The organism is Ruegeria sp. CE9 (assembly GCF_056537425.1).
Genome location: NZ_JBQFRO010000001.1, coordinates 605,474 through 628,247, shown reverse-complemented (window position 1 = coordinate 628,247; position 22,774 = coordinate 605,474). Strand labels below are relative to the sequence as shown.

At 55.0% G+C, this 22,774-nt stretch carries 22 protein-coding genes and 1 tRNA gene; 13 read left to right on the top strand and 10 right to left on the bottom strand.

Annotated features, from left to right (window positions below; all coding sequences use genetic code 11):
• Window positions 1–39 precede the first annotated feature (39 nt).
• The 7 genes from sufC to ACR0B3_RS03135 all read left to right on the top strand — a co-directional run bounded on the left by sufC (window position 40) and on the right by ACR0B3_RS03135 (window position 6,110).
• On the top strand, window positions 40–795 hold the full coding sequence (gene sufC, locus ACR0B3_RS03165) for a Fe-S cluster assembly ATPase SufC (protein ID WP_480807806.1): 756 nt from the start codon (window positions 40–42) through the stop codon (window positions 793–795).
• Window positions 795–2,075, top strand: coding sequence for a Fe-S cluster assembly protein SufD (sufD, locus tag ACR0B3_RS03160; protein WP_480807805.1), 1,281 nt, complete (start codon window positions 795–797; stop codon window positions 2,073–2,075). The genes sufC and sufD overlap by 1 nt, the downstream gene beginning before the upstream one ends.
• Window positions 2,075–2,560, top strand: a complete 486-nt coding sequence (locus ACR0B3_RS03155; protein ID WP_170718972.1) for a YIP1 family protein — start codon at window positions 2,075–2,077, stop codon at window positions 2,558–2,560. Before sufD ends, ACR0B3_RS03155 begins: the two co-directional genes overlap by 1 nt.
• A complete protein-coding gene (locus ACR0B3_RS03150; protein ID WP_170718974.1) occupies window positions 2,557–3,123 on the top strand; it encodes a Yip1 family protein in 567 nt (188 codons plus the stop codon). The genes ACR0B3_RS03155 and ACR0B3_RS03150 overlap by 4 nt, the downstream gene beginning before the upstream one ends.
• A 13-nt stretch (window positions 3,124–3,136) precedes the next feature.
• On the top strand, window positions 3,137–4,357 hold the full coding sequence (locus tag ACR0B3_RS03145; protein ID WP_480807804.1) for a cysteine desulfurase: 1,221 nt from the start codon (window positions 3,137–3,139) through the stop codon (window positions 4,355–4,357).
• Window positions 4,358–4,414: 57 nt separating this feature from the next.
• Window positions 4,415–4,491: transfer RNA gene (locus ACR0B3_RS03140), tRNA-Arg, on the top strand.
• Window positions 4,492–4,784: 293 nt separating this feature from the next.
• Window positions 4,785–6,110: an alginate O-acetyltransferase AlgX-related protein gene (locus tag ACR0B3_RS03135; RefSeq protein WP_480807803.1), complete on the top strand. Its 1,326-nt coding sequence runs from the start codon at window positions 4,785–4,787 to the stop codon at window positions 6,108–6,110.
• Between the two features lie 87 nt (window positions 6,111–6,197).
• Here the strand turns inward: ACR0B3_RS03135 and mepK are convergent, their stop codons facing one another.
• The gene (gene mepK / locus ACR0B3_RS03130; protein ID WP_480807802.1) at window positions 6,198–6,767 is read right to left on the bottom strand and encodes a peptidoglycan L,D-endopeptidase MepK; all 570 of its coding nucleotides are present in this window, start codon (window positions 6,765–6,767) and stop codon (window positions 6,198–6,200) included.
• Window positions 6,768–7,111: 344 nt separating this feature from the next.
• On the opposite strand from mepK, the gene ACR0B3_RS03125 reads away from it, so the two are divergent.
• Genes ACR0B3_RS03125 through ACR0B3_RS03110 form a run of 4 tightly spaced genes read left to right on the top strand, consistent with a single transcriptional unit; the run spans window position 7,112 to window position 11,346 of the window.
• Window positions 7,112–8,713: a L,D-transpeptidase family protein gene (locus ACR0B3_RS03125; protein WP_480807801.1), complete on the top strand. Its 1,602-nt coding sequence runs from the start codon at window positions 7,112–7,114 to the stop codon at window positions 8,711–8,713.
• Between the two features lie 34 nt (window positions 8,714–8,747).
• Window positions 8,748–9,839, top strand: a complete 1,092-nt coding sequence (gene lpxD, locus ACR0B3_RS03120; protein ID WP_480807800.1) for a UDP-3-O-(3-hydroxymyristoyl)glucosamine N-acyltransferase — start codon at window positions 8,748–8,750, stop codon at window positions 9,837–9,839.
• A gap of 32 nt (window positions 9,840–9,871) precedes the next feature.
• Window positions 9,872–10,129 carry an acyl carrier protein gene (locus tag ACR0B3_RS03115; protein ID WP_480807799.1) on the top strand — a complete coding sequence of 86 codons (258 nt, stop codon included), beginning with the start codon at window positions 9,872–9,874 and terminating at the stop codon, window positions 10,127–10,129.
• Window positions 10,130–10,137: 8 nt separating this feature from the next.
• Window positions 10,138–11,346 carry a beta-ketoacyl-[acyl-carrier-protein] synthase family protein gene (locus tag ACR0B3_RS03110; RefSeq protein WP_480807798.1) on the top strand — a complete coding sequence of 403 codons (1,209 nt, stop codon included), beginning with the start codon at window positions 10,138–10,140 and terminating at the stop codon, window positions 11,344–11,346.
• Between the two features lie 57 nt (window positions 11,347–11,403).
• On the opposite strand, the gene ACR0B3_RS03105 is transcribed toward ACR0B3_RS03110, so the two are convergent.
• On the bottom strand, window positions 11,404–11,997 hold the full coding sequence (locus ACR0B3_RS03105) for an invasion associated locus B family protein (RefSeq protein WP_480807797.1): 594 nt from the start codon (window positions 11,995–11,997) through the stop codon (window positions 11,404–11,406).
• Window positions 11,998–12,434: 437 nt separating this feature from the next.
• Here ACR0B3_RS03105 and ACR0B3_RS03100 point away from each other — a divergent pair, with 437 nt between their 5' ends.
• The gene (locus tag ACR0B3_RS03100; RefSeq protein ID WP_480807796.1) at window positions 12,435–13,982 is read left to right on the top strand and encodes a helicase HerA-like domain-containing protein; all 1,548 of its coding nucleotides are present in this window, start codon (window positions 12,435–12,437) and stop codon (window positions 13,980–13,982) included.
• Window positions 13,983–14,009: 27 nt separating this feature from the next.
• Here the strand turns inward: ACR0B3_RS03100 and ACR0B3_RS03095 are convergent, their stop codons facing one another.
• From ACR0B3_RS03095 to ACR0B3_RS03065, 7 genes are all read right to left on the bottom strand, one after another.
• Window positions 14,010–14,264, bottom strand: a complete 255-nt coding sequence (locus tag ACR0B3_RS03095) for a hypothetical protein (RefSeq protein WP_170718986.1) — start codon at window positions 14,262–14,264, stop codon at window positions 14,010–14,012.
• A 183-nt stretch (window positions 14,265–14,447) separates the two neighbouring features.
• Window positions 14,448–15,761, bottom strand: a complete 1,314-nt coding sequence (locus ACR0B3_RS03090) for a branched-chain amino acid ABC transporter permease (RefSeq protein WP_480807795.1) — start codon at window positions 15,759–15,761, stop codon at window positions 14,448–14,450.
• A complete protein-coding gene (locus ACR0B3_RS03085) occupies window positions 15,758–16,768 on the bottom strand; it encodes a branched-chain amino acid ABC transporter permease (protein WP_170757618.1) in 1,011 nt (336 codons plus the stop codon). The genes ACR0B3_RS03090 and ACR0B3_RS03085 overlap by 4 nt, the downstream gene beginning before the upstream one ends.
• Window positions 16,768–17,256, bottom strand: a complete 489-nt coding sequence (locus ACR0B3_RS03080; protein ID WP_480807794.1) for a hypothetical protein — start codon at window positions 17,254–17,256, stop codon at window positions 16,768–16,770. Before ACR0B3_RS03080 ends, ACR0B3_RS03085 begins: the two co-directional genes overlap by 1 nt.
• 2 nt (window positions 17,257–17,258) lie before the next feature.
• Window positions 17,259–18,089 carry an ABC transporter ATP-binding protein gene (locus ACR0B3_RS03075; protein WP_480807793.1) on the bottom strand — a complete coding sequence of 277 codons (831 nt, stop codon included), beginning with the start codon at window positions 18,087–18,089 and terminating at the stop codon, window positions 17,259–17,261.
• Entirely contained in the window at window positions 18,086–18,874 is a 789-nt protein-coding gene (locus tag ACR0B3_RS03070) for an ABC transporter ATP-binding protein (protein ID WP_480807792.1), read from the bottom strand. The genes ACR0B3_RS03075 and ACR0B3_RS03070 overlap by 4 nt, the downstream gene beginning before the upstream one ends.
• Before the next feature lie 128 nt (window positions 18,875–19,002).
• A complete protein-coding gene (locus ACR0B3_RS03065; RefSeq protein ID WP_170683820.1) occupies window positions 19,003–20,184 on the bottom strand; it encodes an ABC transporter substrate-binding protein in 1,182 nt (393 codons plus the stop codon).
• A 170-nt stretch (window positions 20,185–20,354) separates the two neighbouring features.
• On the opposite strand from ACR0B3_RS03065, the gene ACR0B3_RS03060 reads away from it, so the two are divergent.
• Window positions 20,355–21,452, top strand: a complete 1,098-nt coding sequence (locus ACR0B3_RS03060; protein WP_480807791.1) for a PQQ-dependent sugar dehydrogenase — start codon at window positions 20,355–20,357, stop codon at window positions 21,450–21,452.
• Between the two features lie 167 nt (window positions 21,453–21,619).
• On the opposite strand, the gene ACR0B3_RS03055 is transcribed toward ACR0B3_RS03060, so the two are convergent.
• A complete protein-coding gene (locus tag ACR0B3_RS03055; protein WP_480807790.1) occupies window positions 21,620–22,624 on the bottom strand; it encodes a GlxA family transcriptional regulator in 1,005 nt (334 codons plus the stop codon).
• Window positions 22,625–22,774: the final 150 nt, after the last annotated feature.

Genomic DNA, 22,774 nt, shown 5'->3' with positions numbered 1-22,774 from the left:
GCCACGCTGCGCCCCTTGCGAGATGCAGAAGGACAGAAAATGCTGGAAATCAACAACCTGCACGTCAAACTTGAGGAAGAAGACAAGCAAATCCTAAAAGGCGTCGACCTGACGGTTAAGCCCGGCAAGGTACACGCGATCATGGGACCAAACGGGTCGGGCAAGTCGACGCTCAGCTATGTTCTGTCTGGTCGCGACGGCTATGAGGTGACCGAAGGCGGTGCGACGCTCGATGGCGAAGACCTGCTTGAGATGGAGCCGGAAGAGCGTGCGGCTGCAGGTGTATTTCTGGCGTTCCAGTACCCGGTGGAAATTCCCGGTGTTGGCAACATGACTTTCCTGCGGACCGCCGTGAACGCACAGCGCAAAGCGCGTGGTGAAGAAGAGCTTTCTGCTGCAGACTTTCTGAAAGAGGTGCGTGCCAAGGCCAAAGCGTTGAAGATCGACGCCGACATGCTGAAGCGCCCGGTCAATGTGGGTTTTTCGGGTGGTGAGAAAAAGCGCAATGAAATCCTGCAGATGGCCATGCTAGAGCCCAAGATGTGCATCCTGGACGAAACCGACTCGGGGCTCGACGTGGATGCGATGAAACTGGTAGCCGAAGGTGTGAATGCGCTGCGCGACGAAGGGCGCGGGTTCCTTGTGATCACGCACTATCAGCGCCTGTTGGATCACATCAAGCCGGATGTGGTTCATATCATGGCCGATGGGCGCATTGTGAAATCCGGTGGCCCTGAATTGGCGCTGGAAGTCGAAAACAACGGATATTCCGACATTCTGGCTGAGGTGAACTGATGGCTTTGCCCCAAGCAAAACAAACCGCAACCGAAGAACGGTTGTCGGCACTGACAATGCCAGATGCAGGATGCACCCGCAAAGCGCGCGAGGCTGCAATCGCCCGCGTTCGCGAGATGGGGTTGCCAAATCGTCGTGACGAGTATTGGAAATATACCCGACCCGACACATTGATCTCGGCTGAAGCTCCGACTGCGGCGTTATTCGACACGGATGAGCCGGCGATGTTTCACGCATTTGATCGGCTGCGGATCGTTTTCATCGATGGCGTCTTTAGCCCCGAAGAGTCCGACGACCTGTCGCTTGAGGGTGTCACGATCGACCGGCTGGAAGACATTTGCTGCAAAGATATCCATTGGGCCAAAGAGTTGTATGGTGTTCTTGAGGCAAAGGGTCAGCATCCTGTACCGCGTCCATTGGCGGCACTGAATACAGCCTTTGCATCAGATGGCGTTGCCATTCATGTGACTGGGAAGCCGAGCAAGCCGATCAATCTGGTTTACCGTCATGAATCAGAAACTTCGGATGCGATCTTGCACCACATTGTTCGTGTAGAAAGCGACGCAGAGGTGACGATCCTCGAAAATGGGCCCGCGGCATCGCGGTTCAATAAATGCATGGAGCTCGATATCGCTGACAACGGCACGCTGCATCACGTGCGTGCGCAGGGTCGGGATCACCAACGCCGTGCAGCAACTCATATGTTTACGCGCCTTGGAAAAGAATCTGTCTATAAATCCTTCACCTTGACCGTGAACGGCGTCCTGACACGGAACGAGCAAGTGGTTGAGCTGACGGGAGATGACGCGGTTGCGCATGTGGCAGGCGCCTGTGTAGGCGATGGTGATTTTCACCACGACGACACGGTGTTTGTCACCCATGACGCGGTGAACTGTGAAAGCCGCCAAGTATTCAAGAAGGTCCTCCGCAATGGCGCGACGGGCGTGTTCCAAGGCAAGATCCTCGTCAAAGAGGGTGCTCAGAAAACCGATGGCTATCAGATTAGCCAATCGCTGCTTTTGGACGATGACAGTCAGTTCCTCGCCAAGCCCGAACTTGAGATTTATGCCGATGATGTGGCGTGTTCGCACGGATCGACCTCTGGCGCGATTGACGAGACGGCTTTGTTCTACCTGCGTTCGCGCGGTGTCCCAACTGAGGAAGCAACCGACATGTTGACACTGGCCTTTTTAGCTGAGGCTGTTGACGAAATCGAAGATGAGGACTTGGCCGCCGATATCGTATCCCGTTTGCAAGATTGGCTGGCACGCCGCCGCTGATGCCTGTGACATCAGATATCGTGGCCACGTATCGCGGACCGGGGCGTGTTGTGCGTCGTCTGCTTGATATGGGCCCGCGCGAAGATCGGGCGCTGGCATTTGTGATGGCCTTTTGTGTTGTGGGTTTCATCGCACAGTTGCCCGGGCTTGCGCGTCAGGCCCATCTTGAAGGGTTAGAGTTGAACATGCTGATGGGCGGGGCCTTAATGGGCTCTGTCTTCATCTTGCCGCTGTTCTTCTATTTGCTCGCCTGGCTTTCTTATTTTGGCGCTCGAATGGTCGGAGGCGGGGGCACCAGCTATGGCGCACGACTAGCGCTGTTCTGGGCGCTTCTTGCCTCAGCACCCTTGGTACTGCTGAACGGGCTGGTATCCGGGTTCATTGGCCCGGGCCCGGCGCAGACAGTTGCTGGTTTGTTATGGGTTGCGGTTTTCCTCTGGTTCTGGTTGTCGGGTCTCAGACAATCGCAAAAGGCTGCCAAATGAATACAACCGCGCTGCTCAATCTGGTCGTATTGACGCTGACGAACCCGGCAGAGGCAGCACGGCGATTGCTGGCGATGCAGCTTGGAACGGATGTTCTTTGGCTGACTTTCTCGCTTGCGGTTATTTTGAATGCACTGGTTCAGACCGCCTCGGGCTTTGTCATACCTCTCATCAGTCCGGATGTTCAGCAATTGGCCGAGCCCTTGTCGCGGACGATTATCGTATCGGTCGCGGCGATCCTAATCAGTGTCGTGACATTCCTTTTGGTGGGCCGCGTTTTGGGTGGTACCGGAACGTTCAACGAGTTCATGACCTTGATTGTCTGGTTGCAGATCCTGCAGATTACGGGCCAGGCGATTATTCTGGTTTTGGTGGCGGCACTGCCGTTCTTGTTCTTGCCCGCGAGCCTGGCGATGTTGGCGCTAAGCCTTTATATCACTTTGCATTTTCTCAACGAAGCCCACCGGTTTGGTTCTTTGGGAAAGTCGTTTCTGGTGATCCTGTTGTCGGGCCTTGTCGCAATTCCCTTTGTCCTTTGGCTGATCCCCGCTGGATCCGTATAGAAAAGCCCTGCCTATGTATGACGTAGAGAAAATTCGTGCCGACTTTCCGATCCTGTCTCGTGAGGTCAATGGTAAGCCGCTGACCTATCTTGATAACGGGGCGTCAGCACAGAAACCGCAAGCTGTGATTGATGCAGTTACTCAGGCTTATGCGCACGAATATTCGAACGTGCATCGCGGGCTTCACTACCTTTCGAATCTTGCGACCGAAAAATATGAATCCGTCCGCGGTACCGTTGCGCGGTTTTTGGGCGTGTCGGATGAAGATGAGATTGTCTTGAATTCTGGCACTACCGAAGGGATCAATCTTGTCGCCTATGGTTGGGCGATGCCGCGTTTGCAGGCAGGGGATGAATTGGTCCTGAGTGTGATGGAGCACCACGCCAATATCGTGCCCTGGCATTTTCTGCGTGAACGGCAAGGTGTGATCCTCAAATGGGTCGACGTCGATGCAACCGGGCATCTGGACCCCCAAGCGATAATTGATGCGATCGGTCCAAGGACCAAGCTGGTGGCGGTGACGCATTGTTCGAACGTTTTGGGCACGGTGGTTGATGTCAAAACGATCACGCAAGGCGCGCATGCCAAGGGTGTTCCTGTTCTGGTGGATGGTAGCCAAGGCGCTGTTCATATGCCCGTTAATGTCGAAGATATCGGCTGCGACTTCTACGCCATCACGGGCCACAAATTGTATGGTCCATCCGGGTCAGGTGCGATCTATATCAAATCAGACCGAATGGCCGAAATGCGCCCCTTCATCGGTGGCGGTGACATGATCAAAGAAGTGTCCAAAGACCAAGTTATCTATAACGACCCACCGATGAAGTTTGAGGCAGGAACACCCGGCATCGTTCAGACAATCGGTCTGGGTGTGGCGCTCGACTACATGATGGAACTGGGGATGGAGAACATCGCTTCTCACGAGGCTAGTTTGCGCGACTACGCGATGCAACGTTTGACCGGGTTGAACTGGTTGCAGGTTCAGGGAACGACAGCAAACAAGGCGGCGATCTTCAGCTTTACCTTGGATGGCGCAGGGCATGCCCATGATGTTTCGACTATTCTGGACAAGAAGGGCGTCGCCGTACGCGCCGGTCATCATTGCGCGGGGCCTCTTATGGATCACTTGGGCGTCACTGCCACCTGTCGTGCTAGTTTCGGGCTGTATAATACGACGGATGAGGTTGACACGTTGATCGATGCGTTAGAGCTGGCTCACGATCTGTTTGCCTGATTCAATTGCGGATTTGCAGTTGCACCCGGATTGGAACGGGGGTAGCTAAACGCCAAGGCACCTGTAGCTCAGCTGGATAGAGCGCTGCCCTCCGAAGGCAGAGGCCAGAGGTTCGAATCCTCTCAGGTGCGCCATTTCTCAAGATAAGTTTGCTTCGCGTACCCACTTTAGGAACAAGTGGTGCCCGCGGATTGCGGCTTTATCCAAGCACCATTGAAACGCTGGTGGCGGATCACCTAATCGCACTTGTTCGTTCCCTCAATATCCGGGTGAAAGGCCCTCGAAACGCACCTTCATGAAGAAACATCTGAGTGCAGGTATCTGTATTGTTTCTGCATTGAAGCGCTCAATCATGCGGCGAGCGCTGCGCTAGGGCGCAAAAGCGCGATACGAACCGCGATTAAACTCATTCCTATAGACAAATAGAATGGAACCAATGAACATAGGACTACGGGGGCAATGTTGTTATCGAGTTGCGTTTTTGTTAGGGGGCGAGTTTGCTGTGCATCCCAATACATTAAAAAGACTTATTTGCCTTGCGATCTGCACGGTATTGGTTGTGTGCAGCATTGCCGTTCTCTGGATCAAATCAGCTGATGTTCATTCCGAAGGTCTTTTATTTGGCCTCTGGAGATTCCGCGATGTCGCGCTTGCAATAGCGATCATAGGATTGGCGGCAGCGTTCGCCTCCGCAGGCATTGGGAGACAGGCATCGCTGATCTTTTGGGCTACGGTTATACCGGTGGTTTTGTTTTTAGTTCTTCTGGAAGGTGTTGGTCGGCTCGGGTTGGTCGACTGGGATGGTTTATTTGGAAAGAGAACAGCGAATAGAGAAAGCCCCGGATGGACACTAGTGCCAAACGCAAGTGTATCTGGGCAAACCCACCAAGACATCGCATCCATGATGCAGGTGCCCAACGATCCAATCGAATTTGATTTCAAAACAGATCAATACGGTTTTCGAAACTCATCAAACAACGACGCGGCTATTGTTATTCTCGGGGACTCGGTTGTGTTGGGTGCGCTGGTGCAGAAAGAAATGACCGTTGACAGCGTTGTATCCGAAGCCTTGGAACAGCCGGTGATGCAGGCGGCTTTGCTGGGCATATCAATGCAAGAACAACAGAAGATGTTGCTGGAGTCCGGTTTGCCATTGAATGACAAGCTTGTTGTTCAGTTCCTGTTTGAGGGCAACGATCTGCTGGATTCAGCGACATTGCGACAGCCCGCCCAGCCGCAGCCGAATGAGTCTCCGGTTCGACGGCACTCGTCGATCATCAAAATTGTCTGGCTGCGCCTTGTTCAATTGAGCAATCCACCAAAGGACCTAAACAGCTGTAAGATTGGTGGAGCAGACTATCTGTTTTTGTGGACCCGCAAGTCGTTCTCGGGTTTCGAAGATGAATTCTCTGCTATAGCGGAAGCGACCGAGGCCTTTGAAGAAAAGCTGGCTGAAGTTGGCGCAGACTATGCTTTGGTTTTTGTGCCGACAAAGTATCGCGTGCTGCATGAACTTTGTGATTTTCCTGAAAATAGCGCCATCGCCTCGCCGTCAGATAACCTTTCTAGCTTGCCTTTGATGGCGGCATCGTGGGCCAAGAAAGCAGGAGTTCCTTTCCTTGATCTAACTCAGCCATTGAAAGATGCGGCCTATTCGGGAAGTTACCCTTGGTTTTGGGGGGATACGCATTGGAATGCTGACGGCCACAAAGTTGCGGGTCGTTCGGTCGCGGGCTGGTTGAAAGACCGATAGCCATGTCAATTAGTTTGGGTGAGACAAAAATACCCGAGCAGAATCGTCTGTGGAGGTTAACTCACCACATCAGAAATAGAGGCTATATCAGCCGCGCCATGTGCGGATGACACCGCAATCCATGTGAACGAAGTTCGAGCGGTAGTATTGCCCAACCCCGCCAGCGCGGCACGAAATTGCTGCTTTTGCCATCTGAGAAACCGAGCGCGACGAGAGGCGCAGGTCGGCGGCTTGGGCTTTCATATGAAGTGAGTTCTTCGCTACCCCGCGCGAACGACGACGCAGCATCGCGTTGGTTTGTGGCGAGCGGTAACCCGACAACAGCATATAAGGTTCGCTGACATCCATCATGTTGTGGGCTGCGGCCATGATATCGATCGTGCGCAGGTCCATGGATTTGACCTGGTCATTGCGCCAATCACGCATGAAGTGGTTCACTTCTTTAACCGCGTCTTTGATGTATTTGCCATCAACCCAGTAGACCATATCGATCCGTTCACCCGTACGGCCCGAATACATGCGAATGCGGCGAATATCTCCGCCACCACGAAGAAAACCGGCTGCCTTGGAATAGGTTGGTGCTGCGACGACTGCCGTTGCGGCGAATGCACCCAATAGGGCACGTCGGGTCAGGCCCGATGCACTGCTCTCTGTCATTTTTGTTTCGTCCCGTACTGTTCCTGCCTGCACACGATGTTACGCGCGCCGTCTTAATTTTTTCCCATCCCAGATGCGGGATTTATTACACAGTCGGAATCAACAGCCAAGAAATCTTTGGCTTCAGCGAAATCTAGGGGGAATTTTCGGCAGTTTTTTGCGCAACTGATTCAAGTATGCTTGCTTTTGGCGCAGTTAACATCGCGCCGATGCAAACGCGCACCAGGGGTGAAAGAAGCGCTGAGATGATGAATTTGTGAATAGACATCGGACCCGCGGCGAAACATTATTTTCAGACGCCGTAATTAAGGCACAACAAGTCATTGAATAATCAAGGCCATCTCATGTCGATTGTTACCCGTGCGCGTTCAAGTGTTTTTGTATTCGCCTTTCTTGCTGCTTCCGCGACATCTGCTCAGGCAGGCACCAGCGGTACAGCGTTCCAGATGGCGGTGGCGGAAAGCGCGGCAGGCAATCCTGCGATTGCAGAATTCTATCGCTCGAATGGATTTGATCCAGTCTGGGTTGGCGACACTGCTGAGCACGCGACTCGGCGCACAGCATTGATCAAAGCGTTGTCAGCGACCGATCTGCATGGGCTGCCGGGAGTACACTACGACGTCCAGGCATTGATGGCCAAGATGCAGGATGCGCGTACAACGCGTGATCTGGGCATGTTGGAAGCCGAGTTAAGTCGGGTTTTTGTAAAATATGCCAGCGACTTGCAGTCAGGCGCTGTGCAACCGTCGAAGATCGACGATGGGCTTGTACGAACCGTTGAGCGGCGCGCGGCTGACGAACATCTTGATTTGCTCGTGTCCGGCGAAGGGGACGCGTATTTTCACAATTTGATGCCGAAGTCTCGGCAATATCGGGCATTGCTGAAGCAAAAGAAGGCGCTGGAAACGCTGATTGTGCAAGGTGGGTGGGGCGAGACCGTTCCAGCAACCAAGCTGGAACTGGGTGATACTGGGCCAAGCGTTGTCAAGTTGCGCAATCGACTTGTCGCAATGGACTATCTGAAGCCGACAGCCAGCCCGGTCTATGATGATGCGCTGTTTGCAGCGGTCCAGTCTTTTCAAACGACCCACGGGCTCGAACCCGATGGGGTCGCGGGTCAGGGGACGATAGCCGAGATCAATCGCCCTGTTTCGGATCGACTAAAGGCGGTTTACGTCGCACTTGAAAGGGAACGCTGGCTTCCCGAAGAACGGGGTGAACGGCACGTTCTGGTCAATCAGGCCGATTTTTCCGCCAAGATTGTCGATGAAGGGCAGGTCACGTTCGAGACCCGCGCCGTGATTGGCAAAAACACCCATGACCGGCGCAGCCCCGAATTTTCGGACGAAATGGAGCATATGGTGATTAACCCGAGCTGGTATGTGCCGCGCTCGATTATCACCAAGGAATATCTTCCCAAGTTGCAGTCCAATCCAAATGCGGTTGGGCATATCCAAATTACTGATCGGCGCGGCCGTCAGGTGAATCGCGGCGCCGTTGACTTCACTCAGTTCACTGCGCGCAATTTCCCATTTTCCATGCGGCAACCCCCCAGCAAAAGTAATGCGTTGGGGTTGGTGAAATTCATGTTCCCCAATAAGTACAATATCTATCTGCATGATACGCCTCAGAAATCTTTGTTCGCGCGCGAGGTTCGGGCGTTCTCTCATGGGTGCATCCGACTGGCGCAACCGTTTGAATTTGCCTATGCGCTGCTGGCCAAACAGGAAGAGGACCCCAAGGCATTCTTTCACCGCGTACTGAACACCGGCAAAGAAACCAAGGTCGAACTTGACAAGAAAGTTCCGGTGCATCTGATTTACCGAACCGCCTATATCGGACCCAAGGGCGAAGTTCAGTATCGCCGTGATGTGTATGATCGGGATCGCAAGATCTGGGAAGCGTTACAAAAGGCAGGGGTGGTCCTGCCGGACGTTCAGGGGTAATCACGGGGCAAATCCCGCCACGAGGACGCCCGACATGCAATTTACCGTTCAGCAAATCGCCGAAGCCTTAGGGGCTGTGGCAGAAGGTCAGACCAACCTGACCATTCTGCGCGCCGCCGAGCCCGGAGATGCCGGACCAACCGATCTGGCCATGGCGATGTCGCCCAAATATGCAGAGGCGTTGGAAAATGGAGACGCACGCGCGGCTGTTCTTTGGGCCGGGGCTGACTGGGAGGCGCTAGGGCTGGACGCCGCCATTTTTGTGGAACGCCCGCGTATGGCGATGGCAGGGATCACGTCGATGTTGGACCGGGGGCAGGGCATAGCCCCGGGTATTCACCCATCGGCTGTCGTAGATGACACGGCCGAGATAGGATCTGACGTATCGATTGGACCGCTTGCGGTGATCGGCGCTCGGGCAAAGATCGGCAAGGGCTCGGTGATCGGAGCGCATTGCGTGATTGGCATTGATGCAACGCTGGGCGACAACGCGTTGCTGCGAGAGATGGTCAGCATCGGAGCACGGGCGCAGATCGGCGATCGTTTTATTGCGCAGCCAGGCGCCCGCATCGGAGGCGACGGGTTCAGCTATGTCACGCCCGAGGTTTCGGGTGCTGAGAATGCGCGGAAAACGCTGGGTGATCAGGGGGATGCCAAGGCGCAAAGCTGGTTGCGCATTCATTCGCTGGGCGCGGTCGAAATTGGCGACGATGTCGAGGTCGGCTCAAACTGCACGGTCGATAACGGGACCATCCGTAACACGGTGATCGGCAGCGGCTCCAAGCTGGATAACCTTGTCCATGTGGGACACAACACCCGCGTTGGTCAGGATTGCCTGTTGTGCGGTCAGACTGGTGTTTCCGGCTCGGTCGAGATCGGAAACAACGTAGTGCTGGGTGGTCAGACCGGCGTTGTCGATAACATTTTCATCGGGGATGGCGTGATTTCCGGTGGCGGGACCAAAATCCTGTCCAATGTTCCTGCTGGTCGCGTGATCATGGGGTATCCCGGGATCAAAATGGAAAGCCACACAGACATTTACAAAGCGCAACGTCGTCTGCCTCGGATGGCGCGTGATGTCGAGGCGTTGAAAAAGGCTGTTTTCAAACAGCCTCCAAGTGATTAAATCATCCCCAACGCGAAAATCAGGGGATCGAGATGAGCATCAGCGACCGCGTCTTAGCAATCATTGCCGAACAGGCTGTACTTGAGCCTTCGGACGTGACGCCCGACAGCACACTCGAAGATTTGGGCATAGACAGCTTGGGTCTGGTCGAGAGCATTTTTGCTATCGAAGAGGAATTCGATATCACGATACCCTTCAATGCAAACGAGCCCACTGCCAGCGATTTTGATATATCGAATGTAGCAGCGATCATCGCGGGCATCGAAAAACTCGTATCGGAAAAGGTCTGACCGCCGGTATGAAGCGCGTTGTCATCACGGGGGCTGGCACCATCAACGCGTTGGGCCATTCCGTTCCCGACACCTTGGAAGCCATGCGCGAGGGCCGTTGCGGTATCTCTGAGCTGGAATTTCGCGATGTGGACCGTCTGTCGATCAAGATCGGTGGCCAGGTTCGGGGCTTCGAGGCTGAGGGCCGTTTCAATCGCCAGCAGATGACGCTGTATGATCGGTTCACTCAGTTCACTTTGACGGCTGCTAAAGAGGCAATTGATCAATCCGGCATTAAGTTCTCGGGTGATACAGCTGCGAGATCAGGCGTGGTTTTGGGAACTGCGGGAGGTGGCGTCTCGACCTGGGATGATAACTATCGATCGGTTTATGAGGACGGTAAAAACCGCGTCCACCCGTTCGTCGTGCCAAAGCTGATGAACAACGCGGCGGCCAGCCACGTATCGATGGAACACAACCTCAAAGGCCCCAGCTTTACCGTCTCAACGGCTTGTGCATCATCAAACCATGCGATGGCGCAGGCTTTTCAAATGGTGCGGAGTGGGGCAGCCCCGGCCATGGTAACGGGCGGTTCGGAATCGATGCTGTGCTTTGGCGGGGTTAAGGCCTGGGAAGGCCTTCGGGTCATGTCAAAAGATGCCTGCCGCCCGTTTAGCGCCAATCGAAACGGAATGGTGCAGGGTGAAGGCGCAGGTGTCTTTGTGTTCGAGGAATACGAACATGCTCGGGCGCGAGGGGCAGATATTCTTTGCGAAGTTGTTGGTTTTGCCATGTCTTCGGATGCGGCCGACATCGTGATGCCCAGTAAGCAGGGCGCAGCACGTGCCATGGCAGGGGCACTGTCAGATGCGCGGCTGAATGCAAGCGACGTGGGCTATATCAACGCACACGGAACCGGGACTGCAGCAAATGACAAAACCGAGTGCGCGGCGGTCGCGGATGTGTTCGGGCCCCATGCGGATGATCTGATGATTTCATCAACCAAGTCGATGCATGGTCATCTGATCGGTGGTACGGGTGCGGTCGAGCTGCTGGCTTGTATTATGGCTCTGCGCGATGGCGTCGTGGCGCCGACCATCGGCTATGAAGAACCGGATCCCGAATGCGCTTTGGATGTCGTTCCCAACGAAGCGCGCGAGGTCAAGGTGGATGTTGCCCTCAGTAATGCCTTCGCATTTGGTGGGTTAAATGCGGTTCTGGCGCTGAAGCGGATGTAAAAAAAGCCGCCGTTGGTGCACGGCGGCCTTTCCAACTCTCAGCGATGGTCTTTGAATTTAGTTCGTCGGGGCCTGCAGGCCATCATAGCCCGCTGTGAAGCCCTTCAACGACGCTTCTATTTCGATTACCTGATCCGGGGCCAGCACAGTCACCATCGAAATGGCCGCTTTGTTGCCAGATTTCATGGCATCAATGTCGCCTTGAGTGAATCCCAGACGCGCGATGCAGCCGATAGGATTACAATGATGATAGTTATAGCGCTTGCGCGGCGCCCCATCGATCGACAGCGCCAATTGTGCCTGCAAGATAACTTCCAACGGGACAACCACAGTTGCCGCCGCAACAGCAACGTTGCCTTCGGGTAGCTTTTCTACGGTTAGTTCGGCTATTGGCTGGCCTTCTTCGCCATTCAAGATTTGCCTGAGTGCGCAGGGCTCGTTGTCGGTTCCGGTGTTCAGGCAGAGTACGGCCCAATCGCCGCTCTCTTCCTTTAAATACTGCTCCCCGACACGAGGCCCGGTTTCGCCCAGATCAAGATCGTTTCCAACTTCGGAGCCAGCTTCCGACTGTTCGGTTGTTTCTTGCGCAATTGCCGGTCCGCACAGCAGTGCTGCAGCCACCATGTGAAATGGGATAAGTTTCCTGATCATGAATGCCTCATCTAACTGATCCAGTTTTTTGACTCGTCTACCACTGCAATTCAATGGTGTCAGGGCAAATCCGAATGCCCTGTTGGGAATTGATCGATTTTTGCCGATTTGTGCGGGCAGCGCCACGACAAACAGTAAAAAAGGGAGCCGGTGGAGCGGCCCCCTTTCTGAATTTTTTCTCCCCGTCGGACTGGCCGACTTAGTTATGCGCAGACGTTACGAAAGGGGAACCCGGTGGTCAACTCCTAACCGGAAAAAATTAATCTTTGCTTCATGCTTTTTGACCAAAGGAAAAAAGCCGTGCCCGAAGGCACGGCCAGTCGACAGGGAGGAAGTTTGCCCCGCAGTCAGACCACGAAGGGCAATATTTACTCTCGCAGCGAAAGGTTAACTTTGTATGCTTGCAGCAGGTCGGTAGAATTTGGGGCAGTATTTCAATGGACAACAAGATTTTCGTAGGTGGCGGCGGCGATAACTATGCGGTGCCTCAGGGGCTGACACTGAAATATGCGAACCGCCACGGCTTGATCGCAGGTGCGACCGGTACGGGCAAAACGGTTACGCTGCAAATTCTGGCTGAGGGGTTCTCGCAAGCAGGGGTGCCAGTGTTTCTGGCTGACGTCAAAGGTGACTTGTCGGGACTGGCGTTGCCTGGAAGCGAAACGCACAAATTACATAAGGCCTTTCTGGACCGCGCATCAAAGATTGGGTTCGATGATTTCTCATACGCCGCATGTCCGGTCACCTTCTGGGATCTTTTTGGCGAGCAGGGGCATCCTGTTCGAACCACAGTGACCGAGATGGGCCCTTTGCTGCTATCGCGGCTGATGGAGCTGAGCGAAGCGCAGGAAGGCATCCTGAACATCGCATTTCGCGTTGCCGACGAAGAGGGGATGCCGTTGCTTGATCTGAAAGATCTGCAGGCCCTGCTGGTTTGGATCGGCGAAAACCGGGCTCAGCTCTCGCTGCGTTACGGCAATGTCTCGACATCATCCATCGGTGCAATTCAGCGGCGACTACTGGTGCTGGAAAATCAGGGCGGAACGAACCTGTTTGGTGAACCCGCGTTGGATCTATCCGATCTGATGCGGACGGATGCAAACGGGCAGGGGATGGTGAACATTCTGGCCTCGGACAAGCTGATGGGCTCGCCGCGCCTGTACGCGACCTTTTTGCTGTGGTTGCTCAGCGAGCTGTTCGAAGAGTTGCCCGAGATTGGCGACCCAGAAAAACCAAAGCTGGTGTTCTTCTTTGACGAGGCGCATCTGCTGTTCGAGGACGCCCCGAAAGTGCTGGTGGACAAGGTCGAACAAGTCGCGCGGCTGATACGATCGAAAGGCGTGGGTGTTTATTTTATATCGCAAAATCCAGCCGATATTCCCGAAGACATTCTTGGCCAACTGGGCAATCGGATTCAGCATGCGTTGCGGGCCTTTACCGCGCGTGATCGAAAGAACCTTCGCCTTGCGGCCGAGACTTATCGTGAGAACCCTACGTTTGATACCGAAGCCGCCATTCGCGAGGTGGGCGTGGGTGAGGCGGTGACCTCGATGCTGCAGAAAAAGGGGGTTCCAGGGATCGTTGAGCGAACCCTGATCAGGCCACCAGGTTCGCAACTCGGGCCGATTGCAAAGGCTGAACGTCAGTCGACTATCAAAGCGTCCCCAATGGATGGAAAATATGGCACGCGTGTCGACCGCAAATCGGCCTTTGAGATCCTTCAGGCGCGTGCGGAAACGGCTGCCGAAGCAGCAGAACAGGCTGAAACCGACGAGGTACTGGAACAACAAAATCCAGTCGAGCGTGAATATGCTTCGGCTCGAAGGTACTCGGGCAGTCGCGTCGGGCGATCTTCGTCCCGCATCTCTCGCAAGAAGGACACCTTCGCCACAGCCATGAGCGAGGCTGTGATCAAGGAGCTCAAAGGCACCACGGGTCGTCGGATCGTCCGTGGAATTCTGGGTGGCCTATTCCGTAACCGCTAGCAACTGAACGCACCGGGGCCGCTTGGATCAACGATTCAAGCGGCGCAAACCTTCCTGTTTGCAATAGTTGTCCGCCTCAGGCACCGACATTTTTGTTGCAGGAAAATCAATTGCGCGATCCCAATTAACCCGATCTTGACGGTATAGCTGACAGGTCACGACGCCCTTGGGGGTCTGCACTTTTACCGGAGTGGTCTCCAGCTGTTCTGGAGATGGAATGCAGGCGGACAACGCTGCCAACAGCGGAATCCCGATTGCGAAAACTCTGAGTGGTTTTTTCATGTCGATTACAGTGCTCTCATCCTGGTTAACTGTCTGATCGTTAAAACTCCGCATCAAACAAGCGATGCGGGGCACAGCGCGATGTGGTGAATCGCGATACACCGATCTAGACCTTTCTGACCTTCCGCACAATAAACCTCACGGATTAACGGCGGGTCAGGGGAAATTCTCACGGAATTTTGCTTATTTCTCTGGTATCAGCCCTCTTGGACTGAATCTGAGAACAATCAGCAGGATCAGACCCATGGTGAACAAGCGCATATGTGCTGCGCTATCGATCAGATGCGTCTTGAGTGCACTGCCATCAGGCATGCCCGAGGTGATCAGGTTCATTAGCCACAGGCCCATGGGTTCGACCTGAACCCAAAGGAACCAAATCAGAAACGCACCCAGCACCGCTCCGAAATTGTTGCCTGATCCTCCCACGATTACCATCACCCAGACAAGGAAAGTAAATCGCAACGGATTGTAGGTTCCCGGAGTCAACTGCCCGTCCAGCGTGGTCATCATTGCACCCGCGATGCCGCAGATGGCGGAGCCCAGAACAAAGATTTGCAAGTGGCGGCGCGTGACGTCCTTGCCCATTGCTTCGGCCGCCACCTCATTGTCGCGAATGGCGCGCATCATCCGTCCCCAAGGGCTTTTTAACGCCATCTGCGCCATCCAGAGCAGCACCAGCAGCACAATAAGGAACAACAGCGAATAGCCCAGCTTGACCGATAGCGTTGAGGCCGTGACTGGATCAATCCCGAACCACTCGGCTCGTGCTAGGAACGCGGGGTCCTGCTGTAGCTCGACCTCATAACCAACCACAGGTGCGGGGCGCGGAATGCCGTAGACGTTCTTAACCCCACGGGCCAGCCAGTCTTCGTTCTTCATGATCGCGATGATGATCTCGGCAATCCCCAAAGTGGCGATCGCCAGATAGTCCGAGCGTAGGCCCAGAGCGGTTTTGCCGATCAACCATGCGGCGCCTGCAGCCAGTAAGCCGCCGGCTGGCCACGCGAACAAAACGGGAAAATTCAGGCCGCCAATATTGCCTGCGACGGCGGGGTCAATCGCTTCAATTGCGGCGATATTGGGATCAAAGATCGCGCGGTATACAAAGAAACCGACAATCAGAATGCCGATGATCGCCAATGTCTGTGCGCGGCCTTTGGGCATCTTCTGCGCAACCATGACAGCCGCGACAACGGTCGCTGCCCCTAGCAACAATGCGAGTACCACGCCATAGCCGCCTGCCGACCACGCTCCGGGTGTTGGCGGTGTTGAGACAAGCACAACCGCCAGGCCGCCCAGTGCGACGAAGCCCATGACGCCGACGTTGAACAGGCCCGCAAAGCCCCATTGCAGGTTTACTCCGATCGACATGATGGCCGAGATGAGGCCCATGTTCAGTATCAGAATGGCCGCGTTCCAGCTTTGCGTGAAGCCGGTCAGCAGGATCAACGCACCGACGACGACAAAAAGCAGAGTGTTTTTGACGGGCTCGCTCATATCACTTTCCCCTTGAACAAGCCTGTTGGCTTAAACAGCAGCACGATCAGCAGGATCGCAAAGCTAACGGCAAATTTGTAATCGGTGGACAGGAACTGGACCAATCCGGACGGCTCCAGACTTTCTGGCGCCAGATAGGTCAGAACTTTCTTCCACGCGTAGGTGACGGTCACTTCGGAAAACGCGATGATGAACCCACCCGCGATGGCCCCTATCGGGTTGCCGAGGCCACCGACGATGGCCGAAGCAAAGATAGGCAGCAGAAGCTGAAAATAGACAAATGGTTTGAAGCTTTTGTCGAGCCCATAGAGCACACCCGCCGTTGTCGCGAGTGCCGCAACGATGATCCATGTGATCATCACGACGCGCTCGGGATTGATGCCTGACAGCAGCGCCAGATCCTCGTTATCCGAGTAGGCACGCATCGACTTTCCGGTGCGGGTCTTGTTCAGAAACCAGAACAGCAGCACCACAGCAACGACGGCCACGATCACGGTGATGCCCTGAGAGGTCTTGATCGCCAACCCCTCGCGCAGCCCGGTCATCGCCTTGAAGTCCCGTGCCGAAACGATAAACCGCGCGCCGTCCGAGAACCTTTGGTCATCCGGCCCGATGATAAAGCGCACCAGCCCGTTCATGATGAACATCACGCCCATCGACACGATCACAAGAATAACAGGCTTGGCTTTTTGTTCCCGGTAGAACCGATAGACCAGCCGGTCCGTGATCAGCACCAGAACGATACAGCCCAGAATGGCAAAGGGCAGGGCGAGCAGAGCGGTCGGAAGCGGCCCAAAACTGACCCCTGCAGCTTGTAGGCCCCACGTAACCAGCACAGCAATCATCGCGCCAAAGGCCATCGTGTCGCCATGGGCAAAGTTCGAGAACCGAAGGATGCCATAGATCAGCGTCACCCCCAACGCGCCCAGCGCCAACTGGCTGCCATAGGCGATTGCGGGAACAAGAACGAAGTTGGAGAGCGCCACAAGGGCGTTGAGGAAGTCCATTAGTCTTTCACCTGACAAGTGCCATGGTACGAACGTTTAGAAGGTATGCCGCTCGAGAGTTCCACGTGGACGCCAATTTGGCCGTTATCTGACAACATGACATCCCAGTTCTTAAATTCGGCCAAAGGGGGCTGACCATTCACAAAAACCAAAGCTTCATTATTTTGGTGTTCAAGAACAATCTTTGCACCCGATAGCACGAACTTTTCTTGACCAGATAGAGCAATCGCAGCGTACGCCTTTTGATCGCTAACATCTTCCGCCTTAAGAAGTTGAAAAGCGAAGTCTAGGGGGTCTTTGCAGTAACCCTTGCGTGGTTTGCAGTCACTGAAATCATCTCCACTGCAGTCGAGAGGTGCACTGCAATCGTGTATTGCTGTACAGTGCATTTCAAGACTGCTCGCCTTCAAACGCAGAAATTCTGCGAATCCATATCCGGGAAAGAAAAGGAACGTCGAAACTGAAAGAAATTTGGCCAGGTGTTTCATCCTTAGCCTCCCAAGAAACTCTTGCGCACTTCGGGATCGGCCAGCAGTTCCTTGCCCGTGCCAGTATAGGCATTGCGCCCCTGAACCAGCACATATCCCTTGTCTGCGATCTCCAAGGCCTGACGGGCGTTCTGCTCAACCATCAGGATCGGCAGACCGGTGCGCGAGACCTCAATGATCCGATCGAACAACTCATCCATCACGATGGGTGAAACACCGGCGGTGGGTTCGTCCAGCATCAGGACCTTTGGCTGGGTCATCAGTGCGCGGCCCACGGCGACCTGCTGGCGCTGCCCTCCAGACAGCTCTCCGGCGGCTTGGTTGCGCTTGTCACGGAGGATGGGGAAGAGGTCATAGACCTGTTCCATCGTCTCCGTGAAATCGTCGCGGCGGATGAAAGCGCCCATTTCAAGGTTCTCTTCCACCGTCATCGAAGTGAAGATGTTTGAGGTTTGTGGCACAAACCCCATGCCGCGTACCACACGGTCTTGCGGGCTGAGATTGGTGATGTCTTCACCATCCAATCGAACAGACCCCTGGCGCACGTCCAGCATTCCGAACACGGCCTTCATCGCGGTCGATTTACCAGCGCCGTTTGGGCCAACGATCACCGCGATCTCGCCCTTGTCAACGGCGATGGTGCAATCATGCAGGATGTCCGGCCCTTTGCCATAGCCGCCGGTCATGGTGTCACCAATCAGGAAGGGGCCGCCTTCTACCCGATGCGTTTCGCCGCTTTTCCGATGCGCTGGCGTCATCGTACCGACACCATGTGTATTGGTGATCGAGGCGTCTTTGTTGCCCTTGTCGTCCTGGTAGGGGTTGTCGCTCATGCGCCCGCCTCCAGCTTGTCTTTATTCTTCAGGCCGGTGCCCAGATAAGCTTCGATCACGTGCTCATTGGCCTTGATCTCGTCCAGAGTGCCTTCGGCCAGCACCTTACCCTCGGCCATACAGATGACCGGGTCGCAAATCTTGCCGATGAAATCCATGTCGTGTTCGATGACGACAAAGGTGTACCCGCGTTCCTTGTTCAGGCGCAGAATCGTGTCAGCGATGGTCATCAGCAGGGTGCGGTTCACGCCCGCGCCAACCTCGTCCAGAAACACGATCTTGGCGTCGACCATCATGGTGCGGCCCAGTTCCAACAGCTTCTTCTGACCGCCTGAAACCTGACCGGCCTTGTGATCAGCCAGATGTTCGATGGTCAGAAACTCCAGCACCTCATCGGCCTTGGCCCTCAACGCGCGTTCTTCATCGGCGATACGCTTGCGTCCAAACCATGTATTCCAAAGCGATTCACCTGATTGCGCACCGGGCACCATCATCAGGTTCTCGCGGCAGGACATCGAGGAAAACTCATGTGCAATCTGGAATGTGCGCAGCAGGCCCTTGTGAAACAGCTCATGCGGGGGCAGGCCGGTGATGTCCTCACCGTCCATGAAGACGCGACCAGAGGTCGGCGGCAGCACGCCCGCGATGACGTTGAACAGAGTGGTTTTTCCGGCCCCGTTCGGTCCGATCAGACCGGTGATCGAGCCCTTTTGGATTTCCAGCGATGCCCCGTCCACCGCATGAAACCCGCCGAAATGCTTGTGCACGTCATCAACGACGATCATCTTTTCCCCTAGCCACCGTTCGTCGGCGTTGTTGACCCATCCCCGTGAACGAGGTGCGGGTTTTTGTCATTGAAACAGCCCGGACACAAGGCCCGGGCTGCTTGTTTTTTATGAAGCTTTATTCCGAATCAACGGAAGTTGACGGTCTTGTTCTCGCCGTCGGTGACTTCGATCTCACGATACGAACCCGCGCTTTCACCGGGGCCGATCAACTCAACGCCTGATGCGCCGACATAGTCGATGTCCTGACCAGCAGCCAATAGTTCCAGTCCTTTTGCCAGTTCACCGGGATAGATCTTTTCACCCGGAGCATTGGCAACGTCCATGACTTTCGCACCGTAATCCGCGGGGTTGGTTGAACCCGCGGCTTGCATCGCCAGCATGAACAGCGCGGCAGCGTCATAAGCTTCGGGCGAATAGGGCGAGGAGCCGTCAAACCCAGCAGCTTCGGCCATCGCAAAGTACTTTTCAGCACCTTCACCGCCTGAACCGGCGATCTGACCGAACGAACCGTTCAGGTCGGGGCCAACATTTGCAGGCAGCGAGTCACCGATCATGCCACCTGGCAGACCGAACGTGTCAAACGCACCGCTGTCCAGAGCGGATTGGATGATGCCCAGACCACCTTGGTCCAGATAGCCCGCAACAACCAAGATGTCGCCACCTGCCGAGGCCAACGCGCCAACTTCGGCCGAGTAGTCGGCTTTTCCGTCTTCATGCGCTGCTACGATGGTTACTTCGCCACCCGATGCCTCAAACGAAGATTGAATCGCGTCTGCCAGACCCTTGCCATAGTCGTTATTGGTGTAGGTCAGTGCGATCGAGCTGATGCCGCGATCGTTCAGGATGTCGGCCATCACCTGACCTTCACGCGCATCCGAAGGCGCTGTGCGGAAGAACAGGCCGTTATCTTCCATGGTCGACAGGCCGGGTGACGTTGCCGATGGCGAGATCATGACCATGCCGTTCGGGATCGCGACGTTCTGCAGGATCGCGCCGGTCACGCCCGAGCAGTCGCCGCCAATAATACCGGCAACGCCGTCAGCAATCATGCGCTCACCGTTCGAGGTCGCCAGACCGTTGTCGATACAGCCGGTATCTGCGCGAGTTCCAGTGACGGATGCGCCGTCCAGCAGTTTGCCGGATTCAGTGACTTCGGCCATCGCCAGCTCGGCGCCCGAACCCATGGCCGGTGCCAACGATTCAATCGGGCCGGTAAAGCCGAACAGTACGCCCAGCTTGACGTCTTCAGCCATTGCGGTGCCCGCCAGCAGAGCGGTTGCTGCAGTAGCGGTAAGCAGCTTTTTCATGAGGTTACTCCCTATTTATTGTTTGAACGTCTTCGTTCTGGGCACGACCCTAGGCAAGCTGCCCGGAAAAGAAAAGTCCTAACAAAAAAGTGCTTTTGTCCGCAGACAATCTATCTGATTTGATAGGGATTGAGACTTGGCGCTTATGTAATGTCGGGAAGAGGATAGATATGCTCAGAACTTTCGCGATTCTCATTCTGTCCTGTTGGTCGGTGTCGGGCTGGTCCGACGTTCTCGAGGTATCAGTCGGAGAAATTGAGGTCCGTCCCGTCGCGACGGGGTTAGATACACCGTGGGCCATTGGCATTCTTCCCGACAACAGTTTCCTCGTCACTGAGCGTGATGGAGAGCTGCTTTATTTTGCCGAAGGTAAAGCGAAACGGGTAAGGGGCGTGCCCAAAGTGGCCGCAAACGGGCAGGGTGGTTTGCTCGATGTCACGATTGCTCGGGATTTTAACCAAACCCGCGAAGTTTTCCTGACATTTTCAAAGCCTCAGAGGGGTGGTGCGGGCACCGCCGTTGCCGTCGCGCGTTTGTCTGAAAGCGGGGACCGGCTGACCAATCTGCGCGTGATTTTCGAGGCTGTTCCCGGCGGTTCCGGCGGGCGGCACTTTGGGTCTCGGGTCGTTGAGGCCAGGGACGGCACGTTGTTTGTCACCATTGGTGATCGGGGGGATCGTCCATCCGCTCAGGACCGATCCAACCACATGGGAACCGTTATTCGGATCAATCGAGATGGCTCGGTTCCCAGCGACAATCCGTTTGTTGGTCAATCCGATATTCGGTCCGAGATATGGTCGTTCGGTCACCGAAACCCTCAGGGCGCTAATCTGGATCTTCAAGGTCGCCTCTGGGTTTCGGAACACGGAGCCAGAGGCGGGGATGAGGTCAACTTGGTCAAGCCCGGAGCCAACTTTGGTTGGCCCGTAATCTCTTACGGAGTGCACTATTCGGGTCAAAAGATTGGCGAAGGCACATCGAAAACGGGGATGGAGCAGCCTGAACACTATTGGGATCCATCCATCGCCCCTTCGGGTTTGATGGTGTATTCGGGCAAGCTATGGCCGGAATGGAAGGGGGATATATTCGTAGGTTCTTTGAAATTTGATTACATCGCACGGCTTTCCGGCAATCCTCTGCGCGAAGTTGAGCAAATCAAAGGTTCAGAAACAGAGCGCGTCCGCGACATTGTAGAAGCACCCGATGGAACAATTTGGTTTATTTCGGTTGGGCAGGGGGCGGTTTATCGGATGTCGCCTGTCAGATAACTCGCAAAGAATATTGAGAGATTTCTCAATCAGCAGCAGGAATCCCAAACTAGGCTTCGTCGAATTTGACGAGCCCTTCGAAATAACAACCTATCTGGATCAGCCGATGTTACGGCCCCACCTGCACTACTTCGAAAAACTGCTGTAATTCTGACTATGTCTGCGGATTAAACCGACAAACGCCCGCTTTGCGCACCGCGCTCGCGATAAGGTGTCGTATTGTAATGCGCCCGGTAGCATTTTGAGAAGTGGCTGGGCGATGCAAAACCACAGGCCAGCGCCACGTTGATGACGCTCATATCGGTCTGCATCAGCAAGTTACGGGCTTTGTGCAGACGTAGCTCCATATAATATCGCTTGGGCGAGCGGCTGAGATAGCGGCGGAACAGGCGTTCAAGCTGACGCGTGGACATTCCCACCTCTTTGGCCAGAATAGAAGGCGAAATTGGCTCTTCTATATTCTTTTCCATCATCAGGATGACCTGGCTCAGCTTGGGATGGCGCACGCCGATCCGCGTCGGTGTCGACAGGCGCTGCGTGTCCTGATCGGTGCGGATCGAGGAATAGATCATCTGATCCGCAACCGCGTTAGCCAGATCTTCGCCATAGTCTTCGGCAATCAGCTTGAGCATTAGGTCAATCGAAGAGGTGCCGCCAGCGGTTGTCATCCGGTTGCCGTCGACCAGGAACACCGATTTGGTCAGTTCTACTGTATCGAACTCCTCGGCAAAACTGTCCGAGTTTTCCCAGTGAATAGTCGCACGTTTGCCTTCCAGCAAACCAGCCTTCGCAAGGGTATAGGCAGCGGTGCACAGCCCGCCAATTTTCAAGCCCTTTCGCGCTTCGCGGCGTAGCCAGTTCAGAATTCGTTTGGTGGTTGCGGCCTGAACATCAACGCCGCCGCAAACCAGAATAACATCGTCGCGCAGCAGCTCATCAAGGTCTGAATCTAGGTTGAAAGAAGTTCCCGCAGAACAGCACACAGTCTCTCCGCCTTCGCCCGCTAAGGTCCAAGTATACAGCTCACGGTTTGCCATGCGATTGGCGATACGAAGACTGTCTAAAGCTGACGCAAATGACAGCAATGAAAACTTGTCCAATAGGACAAAAACGAAATTATGCGGCTTGCCTGTGCTATGATCCACAGTGACAACTTGGCGTTGCTCTTGCATGGCGAACTGTCCTTGATTCTGCCCACGTCGCGAGTTCCACGACGACGGATGTTCAAATCACCATGCTCAAAGCTTGTTTGCGGCGTCAAGGGGCGCAAAAGGGATATGGCCTCTCATGAATGCATTTTGTATAGAGGCCACCTGAAATAC